Genomic DNA, 12,002 nt, shown 5'->3' on the forward strand with positions numbered 1-12,002 from the left:
TAAATTTTTAAATATAGCATTATGAAAGCAAAATTAATTCTAATCGTCCTTATGGCCTTTCTGAGTTGTAAAGGACCAATAATCTCCACTGAACAACCATCTAAGGTTTCTGTAATCATCGATTTGGTTAATGTGAGAAATGATAAAGTCAACGTAAGTCTCAACTTTCCATACGTTGACCATGGAACTGTGGTGTTTTGTATTCCTAAAACAGTTCCCGGCACTTATTCTACCGATAATTATGGTCGATTTATTGAAAATTTAAAAGCCTTTGACAAAAAAGGGACCGAGATGCAAACCAGAAAGTTGGATCTAAATCGATGGGAAATTGTGAACGCCAAAGAATTGGGACAAATAACTTATGAAGTAAATGACACTTACGATATTGAAAAGGAAGGCGGTGTATTCTCTCCGGCAGGAACCAATATTGATGCAGGCAAAAATTTTATGCTCAATCTGTATGCTTTTGTAGGATACATCCAAAATATGGAAAACATGCCCTATCAATTGAATATCGAAAGACCTACACATTTGTACCCAGGTACCGCCCTTGATTTTTATTCCAAAAATAAGGACGACAATTGCATCCAAGATGTTTTTTACATGGAAAGGTATTTTGAACTGACCGATAACCCTATTATGTATGCCATACCCGACACATTATCTTTTAAAACTGATACCATGGAAATAGTGCTCAGTTTGTATTCGGCCACTGGAAAATATAAGGCAAGGGATCTTAAACCGGCTCTAATAAAGACCATGACGGCCCAAAAGAAATTCTTGGGAAAGATTGATAACACCGATAGATATGCCGTGTTGCTGTATTTGGCCGACCCTGCCAAATTGGATGCGCGAGGGGCAGGGGCGTTGGAGCATAATAATTCTACCACAGTCGTGTTTTCTGAAAACACCAGTTTGGAGGTGTTGGAGCAGGCTCTGATAGACGTCGTTTCCCATGAGTTTTTTCATATCCTAACCCCCTTGAATGTCCATTCTGAAGAAATCCACAATTTTGACTTTAATGATCCTAAAATGTCAAAACATTTATGGATGTATGAAGGTGTAACCGAATATTTTGCCCAACTTTTTCAAGTGAACCAAGGCTTGTGCAGTGATACTGAGTTTTTTGAAAGAATGACCGAAAAAATAAATACGTCAAAGCAGTTTGATGATACCGTACCATTCACACTGATGAGTGAGTATATTTTGACTGATGCGCATAAAAACAGTTTTTATAATGTATATCAAAAGGGTGCCTTGATAGGAATGTGTCTCGATATCACACTGCGGGAACTTAGTGATGGGCAAAGCGGAATTCTTGATCTTATGCAACAATTGGGTCAAAAGTATGGGAAGGATAGGCCATTTAAAGATGATGAATTGGTAAATGAAATCGTAAGATTGACCCATCCAAGTATTCGAACGTTTTTTGAGACCTACGTCTATGGAGAAACACCCATCCCTTATGAGCTTTTTTTGGAGAAGGTTGGATTAACACTTCAGACGGAAATAATAGAAACCGATTACTTTTTTAAGGATCAAATTCCATATGTGGACATTAACAGGGATTCTGGAGACATTTACTTTAGGAACAGAACAAATTTAAATAGCTTCTTAAAAGAGATGGGTGTACAGGGTGGTGATATTCTGAGGGCCATAAATGGTAAGCCAATCAGCAAAGACGGCTATAGAGAACCTATATTGGAATCACGTCAATGGAAACCTGGGCAGGATGTCTCTTTTTTGATAGAACGGGAAGGTAAGGAAATAGTGCTAAAGACAAAAACCATCATACCCACGGTTACAGAATGGAAGATTTTAGAAATTCATCAATCAGAAATTAATGGGGCATTACAGCTTCGCAAATTTTGGTTAAACGGGTAGTTTTTCATAATTATATGGTTAGTAATTATGCCCGAATTTCAGGGCTGTTAATCAGGCAGCCCTGATTATTATCCGTATTCCATCAATTCTTCAATCACTTAAAGTTTTTATTCACAATGGTATCTAAAGTATCCTTTGTCAATATCCTGTTTTGGATATTTGTCAGTCATCATTTTTGTTGGGCGCAAACTAATTCAGCCGACATTGAGGTCTATAAGAAATCGTACGTAGCCAAAAGAATGGCGCATGAACCTAAAATTGATGGTGATTTATCCGATGTGGTATGGGATGATCTCGATGTGGCCGACCAGTTTTCCATGTTGGCTCCTAAAAACGGTGATTCGGAAAGAGAAAGCCATCGCACTGAATTTAAAGTGGGCTATACAGATGAAGCTGTCTATATAGCGGCTTATATGTATGATCAATCGGGTCTTCCTATTAGAAAAGAAATTACCCAACGGGACAATGTTCCTCAAACAGATTATATAGTTTTGGATATCAATACCTATAATGATGGCGAAAACCAGAATCGATTTGTAGTCACTACGGCAGGAGGAATGGCAGACGCCAAAATGAAAGCAACCAATCAGGATTTCGATTATAATGTAATTTGGGACGCTAAGGTGAGTAGCGATAGTGTAGGGTGGTATGCCGAAATTAAAATTCCATTTGTCTCATTAAGGTTTCCGAAAATGAACGAACAGGTGTGGAGTATGCAATTGGGAAGGGTCATTTCGTCATTGAACGAAGTCTATGTGTGGAGCCAGGTGGATAAAACTGTAGGGATTATCACCCATTATAATGGTCTTCTTACGGGCATTAAAAATATAAATCCACCTTTCAGGTTAGGCTTTTACCCCTTTGTATCAGGTTCAGCTGACCACTATAAAAACCGCTTTAAAAAGTTCTTCAATGCTGGTATGGATATTAAATATGGCATAGACGATGCCTTCACATTGGACCTTACGCTTATTCCGGACTTTGGACAGACCGCTTATGATGACATTGAGCTTAATCTAGGTCCTTTTGAACAGACCTTTGGAGAAAAAAGAGCCTTTTTTACAGAAGGGATTGAATTGTTCAGCAAGGGTAATTTGTTTTATTCCCGTCGAATAGGGGCGAAACCTATTGGCTTTGATGTGGCTGCTGATGATATCGGAACTAATGAACTCTTGCTCGAAAATCCCGAAGAGACCACCTTGCTAAATGCTTTCAAGATATCTGGCCGTAATCAATCAGGTCTTGGTGTTGGATTCTTTAATGCCATTACGGCAAAAGAATCTGCTCGATATATGAATATCGAATCGGGACGGATTCGTGAGAAAATAACTGCTCCTCTAACCAACTATAACGTTCTGGTTCTGGACCAACAATTTAAAAACAAATCTTCTATTTCATTTGTAAATACGAATACTTTTCGGGAAGGTGGGTTTACTGATGCCAATGTGAGTGCCGGATTATTTGATGTGTTTACAAAAAACAGCACCTTTAATATTTCAGGGGAAGTGAAAATGAGTCAATTACTCGAGGAAAATGAAAACAATTTGGGTTTTGCCTCCCAACTGTCCATTCAACGAAGCAGAGGGAAATTCCGCTATGGTGTGGCCCATGAATTTGCTGATAAGAAATTTGACATCAATGACCTTGGTGTCAATTTCATGAATAACTATAATAATTTTTTCTGGAATACCTCCTATCAAATCTTTGAGCCTCAGGGAGGCTTTAATCAATACAAGATAGAGTTCTATGGAAACCATCAGCGTAACTTTCAACCAGATATTGTGGTCCGCACGGGCATTGGTACTAAATTTTCGGCAGTAACCGCCAAGAAGTTCGCATTTGGAGGGTTTTTGGATTACAACAGCAAATACCGCGATTTTTTCGAAACACGCACCAAAAACCGCTACATGTTGTATCCTGAAAATTTCATTGGCGATCTTTGGATAGCCACGGACAATAGAAAATCATTCATCTTTGATGCCCGATTTTTAATGAGTCAATTTATAGGATCTGATTTTAGTAAGGCCTCTTTGACAATGACCCCGACCTATCGAGTATCTGAGCAGATATCATTTCAATATAACGTTAGAATTGAAAAAGAGAACAATAGAGATAGTTATGTGGACCACATTGACGATGACATCATTTTTGGAAGCAGGGACAGGATTAGTCTCGAAAATTCCTTTCAGGCCTTATATAATCTAACTACGGAAAATGCCATCTCGCTCAGTTTTAGGAATTTTTGGACGGTGGCGGAATTTGAACCGGGTAAGTATGCTCGTTTAGAATCTGCTGGCGGTTTGACACCTGCTAATTTTGAGATTACGGATGCCAACAATCCGAATGCTCGCTTTAACATCTGGAATCTCGATCTTAGATACAGTTGGCGATTTGCGCCTGGAAGTGAATTGGCAGTGCTTTATCGAAATGCAGTATCCATCCTGGATCAGCAACAAAACAGCTCCTTTTTGGACAGTGCTAATTTTCTCTTTGCACAACCCATAAAACATAGCATTTCCATAAGATTGATGTATTATTTAGATTATAATACAATTAGAAATATTTTTTAAAAGGAATCTTTTAGGTCTTAGTTTAAATTAGATAATAAATGTCATTGAATGTGATCCTATTTGATAAATCAAGTTTACAGAAATGAATCTCCCAGAAGTTTTCATTATTTTCTTTACATTTAACACGCTTCCGGCGGTGCTTGTTTTTAGTAACAATAAGAAAGGTATTACTTATGCCAATCGAATGTTTTTTATCTTCTTAATGTTGTTCTCCTTTGGTTTTCTTTGCGCATTGTTGTTTGTTTCAAAATACTATGAAGTGCTCAGATCAGAGCTTCTTTGTGCCATGTATGTTCCTTTTTCACTTTTTGGACCCATATTTTATTTTTACATACGCAACTTGGCAACTGGGCAAAGAATAACCTTAAATGATGGTCTCCATTTCGTTCCGTTTTTTCTTGTCATTGCACTGTGCTTAAGTTATAGGGTCTTTGCTTTAATTGAACCACCAACATTGTTTGAGTTCAACGAGACTGATGGCTTTAATATTTATACTTCGTTTTTCGGTCCTAGCCTTACCGTGTTATTGTTGTGCTACGCTTGCTTAATCGACTTTAGATATATCAATTATGGTAAAGATCCGACACAAATAATGGAATGGATAAGAAAAGTAAATATTGGTTTTCTACTTTTTGGGTCTTCATTTGTGTTCTACTTTTGGCTGTGTAATATCATTGGTATGGTCAGTGTCTTCCATTATCTTTTGATAATATCCATGGTGATTATCATAGGGGTGCTGTCCTATTTTTGGTTTATTCATCCTGGGCCGAGTATTGATGATCAGAAAGATAAAACCGTACCAATGGAGAAATACCGTACTTCTGGACTGTCTGTCCAATATTCTTCAGAGTTGAAAAAGAAATTAGTAGCAATAATGGAGAATGAGCAACCTTTTCTTGATCCGGAATTGAATTTGGATATGCTTTCAGAAATGCTTGATATTACGAGACATCAAACTTCCCAAATTATAAATGAGCAATTTGGAATGAATTTTTATGAATTTGTCAATTTCTATCGAGTGCAGATGGCTAAAACAAAATTGAAGAATAAAACCAACCTTAGCATAAAAAGTGTTGCATTTGATTGTGGATTTAACAATCGAATTTCCTTCTATAAATCATTCAAGAAAACGGAAGGACTTCCCCCGGCCGAATATCGTAATCAGTTTTTGAATTAATTAGATATGGGCGCCTATTTGCAATTTCGGATCTGTCGATAAACTGTTGGTAATTATATCAATGTTTTGTTAAAGGTTGGATTCTACGAACTTCTCCAATTTTTGTACTCGGTTTATGTAAACCAGTATCCCACTTTTATTGCTTGCACGGTACTTATTATCATTGAATAATAGTCTGTTGGGAATAATTTATGCGTTATGTTCTGATTATTTGATCGGTTGTCTCTCAATCTTACCCAATTCAATTTTACAAGCTCTTCATTCGCGATGACATCAAGTAATCAATCCTTACCCCGGGATCATATAAGGTTAGGTGGCAAACTGTCTTAATCTGATTACTTACTGATCCTTTTTTTATTAGTTGAAGATCGTTATCTTTGAGTCTCCGCGTATAAAGGGGAAATTATCTTGAAGTCAACTCTCCAGTCAACAATATTTATTACTCTATATGATTGATTATCAGCTTTTTATAATCAGCAGTTTTCGTGGTAAAATATGGTGTTAATCTTTATAAAATTTAACGTCTCCTTCTATCCAAGTTATCAAAATCGACCTTTTCTTTAATTTTCTTTGGCCTGCAATTACAAAGGGGGAGCGTCACGGAACCCTACTTCATCAATCATGTTTTCAGTTAGAGTTAGAAGTATTATTTGAATTAGTCTTTAAATTTTTTCCGTTCGTTCTCCTTTGTCAATTGTTTAATCAATTAACCAAATAATTTTTTTATGAAACAAAAAAGAAAAATGCTCATGACGATGTTGTTGTGCCTCATAGGCCTAACATCTTCAATGGCCCAACAGGAGATCAAGATCTCGGGCACCGTTACGGATAATCAGGGTGTACCGCTTCCTGGAGTCAATGTTTTGATTGAGGGAACAACCAAGGGTACTCAAACGGATTTTGATGGAAACTATGCAATTACCACGAATACCGGCGATGTGCTCGTCTTCCTTTACATGGGAATGAAGGAGTTTAAAAAAACCGTTGAGAAGAGTGAAGTGATCAACATCCAACTTGAAGAAGATGCACAATCCTTAGATGAAGTAGTGATCACGGCCTTGGGAATATCCCGTGAAAAAAAATCCTTGGGATATGCCACCCAGGAGGTTGCGGGAGAAGAATTGAATAATGTCAAAAGCGGTAATTTCATTAACGCATTATCTGGAAAAGCTTCGGGAATACAGATAAAAAAGAACAACAACTTTGGAGGATCGACAAATGTGGTCATTCGCGGGAATGCTTCTTTAACAGGAAGCAATCAAGCTTTATTTGTGATTGATGGGGTCCCTATTAATAACACCAACACCAATGAACGGGGACAGGCGAATGGTAGATCAGGATATTATGATTATGGAAATGCCGCGTCGGATATTAATCCTGAGGACATCGCGTCAGTCAATATCTTAAAGGGTGCTGCTGCTTCCGCATTGTATGGGTCAAGAGCGGCTAACGGGGTCATTATGATCACTACTAAAAAAGGAAAGAAAACTGAAGGACTGGGAGTTACCATTAGCTCCGCCGTAACCGTTGGAACTGTGGATAAAAGTACCTTTGCCAAATATCAAAATCAATATGGTGCTGGTTATGGACCGAGTTATTCAGGTCCAGGAAACTTTTGGAATTTAGAGGATATCAACAATGATGGAGTTCTTGATCTTACCTCCCTTTATACAGAGGACGCGTCTTACGGTGCTCCTTTTGATTCAAAGCTCTTGGTATACCAATGGGACTCATTCGATCCTGATTCACCAAATTATAAAAAAGCAACTCCATGGGTGAATGCCAAAAATGGACCTATCACATTCTTTGAGACGCCATTGACTACAGTGAATTCTGTATCGTTTGATAAGGCTTTTAATGGTGGTTCAATGCGAATTAATTATACCAAATTTGCTCAAGAAGGTTTAATGCCAAATAGTTCTGCGGACCGACATAATTTCTCGTTGAGTGGAACGGGAGAGCTTAATGATAGATTTACCGTCGCTGGATATGCCAATTATATTAATAGCAGCACGGTTGGTAGGAATTCGACGGGATATGGTAGCAATATTGTTGGACTTTTTAAACAGTGGTGGCAAACCAACGTGGACATACAACAACTGAGAGATATTTACTTCTCAACCCGACGAAACGTCACCTGGAACCCTTCAACATCTCGCCCAGGGGCTTCACCATTGTTTTGGGATAATCCGTATTGGTCAGTTTATGAAAACTATCAGAATGATTCCCGAAACCGATTTATAGGTAATATTACCCTGAACTACAAATTGGCTGATTGGGTAAATATTATGGCTCGTATTGCTACAGATACCTACTCAGAACTTCAAGAAGAAAGAAGGGCCAATGGAAGTACCCCTGAACGATTTGGAGTCAGTAGAGGAAATGTGGATTCAGGATATGCAAGAAGAAATTTTCAAAACACAGAAACCAATTATGATCTGACCGTTAATTTTAATAAAAATTTAAGTGATAATATAAATCTTAGTGGTTTATTGGGTACCAATATCAGAAGAAGTGCTTTACAATCCATATTTGCATCTACTAGTGGTGGTTTAGGTGTGCCTCGATTGTACTCTTTGCAAAACAGTAAAGGGCCACTGCCACTGCCTGTGGAACGCGACGAAAGAATTGGAGTAGATGGTGTCTTCGCAAGCGCTTCACTTGGTTTTAATAACATGTTATATGTTGATGGTACAATCCGTCGAGACCATTCATCTACACTTCCTAAGGATAATAGTGTCTATTATTACCCATCGGCAACCGTGAGCTTTGTATTTGATAAATTGATTAAAACCGAAGTTATTTCTTTTGGAAAATTACGATTGAATTTTGCCGAAGTTGGTAACAGTGCGCCTTTTGATTATCTCAATGACAGTTATGTGGTCAACCTCCCAATTGGAACGCCAAGTACTTCGGTCAAAAATACCAAGAACAATCCCAATTTGAAACCTGAAACTACACGAAGTGTTGAGACTGGATTGGAATTGAAGTTTTTTCAGAACCGCTTAGGATTCGATATCACCTATTATAAGACCAATTCTATTGATCAAATATTTGGGGTGCCAGTGTCGACGTCCACTGGATATTCACAGAAAATACTTAATGCAGGTGAAATTGAAAATAAGGGAATTGAGATCTCATTCAATGCCAAACCGGTCAAACTGAATAATTTTTCCTGGGACATGAACTTAAATTGGACCAAGAACAAAAACGAGGTGGTGTCCTTGCAAGATGGTATCGAAAATCTTCAATTGGGCGATTTTCAAGGTGGGATCACCATAAATGCTAGGGTTGGACAACCCTATGGTGTAATTCAAGGGTCGGATTATACGTATTTGAATGGAGAAAGGATAGTAGATCCTACAAATGGTCAATATATCAAAACAGTGGAATCCAATAAAATCATTGGAGACACCAATCCGGAGTGGTTGATGGGGATCTCAAATAAATTTCAGTATAAGAATTTAACTCTTGGCTTCTTATTGGATTTCCAAAAAGGGGGGAGTATATTCTCTTTGGACCAGTACTATGGTTTAGCTACTGGATTGTATGAAGAAACAGCCTTTTTAAATGACCTTGGCAAACCGGTTAGAAATTCACTGGCTGATGGTGGGGGATTTATAAATCCTGGGGTGAATCCTGATGGCAGTCCGAATACGACGAGAATAAGAGCAGACAGATATGGAGCCTTTGGTTACCGAAGAGGTCTTCCCGATGCAGCATTTGTCTATGATGCCAGTTTCGTCAAATTAAGGGAAGCGACATTTACATATGATTTACCGAAAAAGTTTTTGCAGAACACATTTCTTACAGATGCTTCATTAAGCGTTGTGGGGTCTAATCTTTGGATCATTCACAAAAATATTCCGCATGAAGACCCTGAAGGAGGTCTTGGCGCTGGCAACATCCAAGGATATTCAGTGGGGCCTATGCCTACTACCCGTGATGTGAGTGTCAATCTTAAGGTTCAATTTTAAACATATTATAGATGAAAAAAATAGTATTATTTTTCGCAGTGGCGATGATGGTCTCTTGTTCAAACGATTTGGAGGACCTCAATAAAAACATTAAGGATCCATCTGAAGTGACTCCTGAAAGCTTGTTCACGGGTGCCCAAAAGAATTTCGTGGATCAGATGGTGACATTACATGTCAATTGGAATAACACAAAACTTTGGGCGCAGTACTTACAGCAAACCACGTATACTAATGAAAGTAATTATGACCAAGCCTCCAGAACCATTCCGGATAATCATTGGGACATCATTTTCTTAAGTGTCATCAAGGATTTGGATGAAGCCGCCAAAGTAATTAAAAAATTAGAAAATGTTAGTGCGGCCGAATTGGAAGTTAAGGAGAATAAATTGGGTATAATTGAGATATTGACGGTAATGGCTTATACGAATCTTGTTGAAACTTTTGGGAATATTCCGTATGCCGAAGCATTGAATACAGATAAGCTCTCCCCGAAGTATGATGATGGCTTGACCATATATAAAGATTTAATATCAAGACTGTCCAAAGTCATTGCAGCTCTGGATGAGACTAAAGGCAGTTTTGGAAGTGCTGATAGGATTTATTATGGTGATGTTTCCAAGTGGAAGAAATTTGCCAATACGTTGAAATTACGCATGGGAATTTTATTGGCTGACGTAGACAGTGGACTGGCAAGAACGACCGTCATGGAAGCGGTCAATGATGGCGTTTTTACAAGTAATGGGGATAATGCTTTATATGCCTATTTATCTGCTGATCCAAATACAAACCCTATTTATAATGATCTTGTATTGAGCGGTCGATTGGATTATGTTGCCGGAGAAACCATTGTGGACATTTTGAATGATTTAAATGATCCGAGGTTGCCATTGTTTTTTACCCCAACTGCAGACGGCACTTATGTTGGTGCTAAAATTGGTGAGTTGACGAGTTATGATAAGATTTCCCATTTGACTAAAGTGTTTGAAACTCCAACCTTTTCAGGTACTCTCTTGGATTATTCTGAGACTGAATTCCTATTGGCGGAGGCCGTCGCTAGAGGCTTTTTAACGGGGGGATCAGTAAAGGAACATTATGAAAATGGAATTAAGGCCTCCATAGATTATTGGGGAGGGAATGTTGCTGATGCTGATGCCTATCTCCTTCAGTCAAATGTCAATTATGATCTTGCTTTGGCTGCAAGTACTGCCTCTGTACCTTGGAAAGAGGTTATTGGAAAACAAAAATATATTGCTCTATTTAATCGAGGGTTTGAAGCATGGACATCAATCAGGCTTTTGGATTATCCGGCAATGAAAACACCTTCAGAAGCGGTCTCAGGATTTCCCAATAGATATACATATCCAATTGCCGAACAAACATTGAATCGAACCAATTACGAATCGGCGTCCAAAGCTATTGGAGGAGATGCTGCAGAAACTAGATTGTTCTGGGATCTTCATTAAATCCTTAAATATTAACGAGGCTTTTGCACAAAGAGTGTAAATTCTAAACTGCCCTCCGTCAATGAAGGGCAGTTTTTTTATAGGCCGCTTCTTAATGTAATGGGTTTGCTAGCAAACACTATTAATGAAGAGCAATATGGTCAAAAAATTTCTTGAAACGTTGAAATAAGTTTTTATGGATTACTATATGAAGTTAATCCACTTTATTTGTGGAAATGAAATCAATTGTCTGAATTGGCAGCCGTTCTTGCTTGTGTATTTCAAGTTTGGTTTTATATATTTTTTTCGAAACAAATACTACATTCAATATGTCTATAGGGCCCATAATTGGGGATCACTATATAGTTGCTTTTTTTGTATAAACCGATGGCTTCAGGCATTTGATCGCCAGTTTCTATAACACATTTGCTATAACCTAATTCTTTTGCCCATTTTTCTAAATCTTGTAAAATAGCAGCTGCGATGCCTTTTCCACGCAGATGCAGTGCCACGTACATTCTTTTTATCTCCATGGTGTTAGGATCATATTTTTTCATTGCTCCACATCCGACAGGTGTGCTGTCAATAAACGCCACTAGAACATTTTTAATTTGGTCGGTTTTATTATATTGGACAAAGATCTCATTTGTTTCTCCGTTTCTAATAGCCAAATCCTTGTCCAATTCGGATACTAAGTATTGAAAGTCTTTGTCCTCGGAATTTGTTCTTTTTAATTCAACCATTTTTTAACGTGTTTTTATTTCATATATAGGCACTAACCTCTAAATCACTTCATAACTTTGCGTACAATGCCTGACTTCGCTGTAATCATTGTCTAAAAAACCATTTGGATTTCATAGGTTGCCATCGTGTGATACCTTGTACATTTCTATAATTGGATGCTTTTCCAAATATATTGAAAAGATGATCTAGTTTGGTTTTCCTCTTTATG

The 12,002-nt window shown here is 37.9% G+C and carries 6 protein-coding genes; 5 read left to right on the forward strand and 1 reads right to left on the reverse strand.

Annotation, left to right across the window (positions count from 1 at the left end):
- Positions 1-21: 21 nt before the first annotated feature.
- From MWU32_RS04710 to MWU32_RS04730, 5 genes are all read left to right on the forward strand, one after another.
- A complete protein-coding gene (locus tag MWU32_RS04710; RefSeq protein ID WP_246938202.1) occupies positions 22-1,884 on the forward strand; it encodes a peptidase M61 in 1,863 nt (620 codons plus the stop codon).
- Between the two features lie 116 nt (positions 1,885-2,000).
- Positions 2,001-4,454 carry a DUF5916 domain-containing protein gene (locus MWU32_RS04715; protein ID WP_246938203.1) on the forward strand — a complete coding sequence of 818 codons (2,454 nt, stop codon included), beginning with the start codon at positions 2,001-2,003 and terminating at the stop codon, positions 4,452-4,454.
- An 82-nt stretch (positions 4,455-4,536) separates the two neighbouring features.
- Positions 4,537-5,631 carry an AraC family transcriptional regulator gene (locus MWU32_RS04720; protein WP_246938204.1) on the forward strand — a complete coding sequence of 365 codons (1,095 nt, stop codon included), beginning with the start codon at positions 4,537-4,539 and terminating at the stop codon, positions 5,629-5,631.
- 725 nt (positions 5,632-6,356) lie between these two features.
- Entirely contained in the window at positions 6,357-9,608 is a 3,252-nt protein-coding gene (locus tag MWU32_RS04725; protein WP_246938205.1) for a SusC/RagA family TonB-linked outer membrane protein, read from the forward strand.
- An 11-nt stretch (positions 9,609-9,619) separates the two neighbouring features.
- Complete coding sequence (locus MWU32_RS04730) at positions 9,620-11,071, forward strand: SusD/RagB family nutrient-binding outer membrane lipoprotein (protein WP_246938206.1); 1,452 nt, start codon at positions 9,620-9,622, stop codon at positions 11,069-11,071.
- Positions 11,072-11,343: 272 nt separating this feature from the next.
- Here the strand turns inward: MWU32_RS04730 and MWU32_RS04735 are convergent, their stop codons facing one another.
- Complete coding sequence (locus tag MWU32_RS04735) at positions 11,344-11,793, reverse strand: GNAT family N-acetyltransferase (protein WP_246938207.1); 450 nt, start codon at positions 11,791-11,793, stop codon at positions 11,344-11,346.
- Positions 11,794-12,002 lie beyond the last annotated feature (209 nt).

This window comes from Gelidibacter sp. F63206, assembly GCF_023015735.1.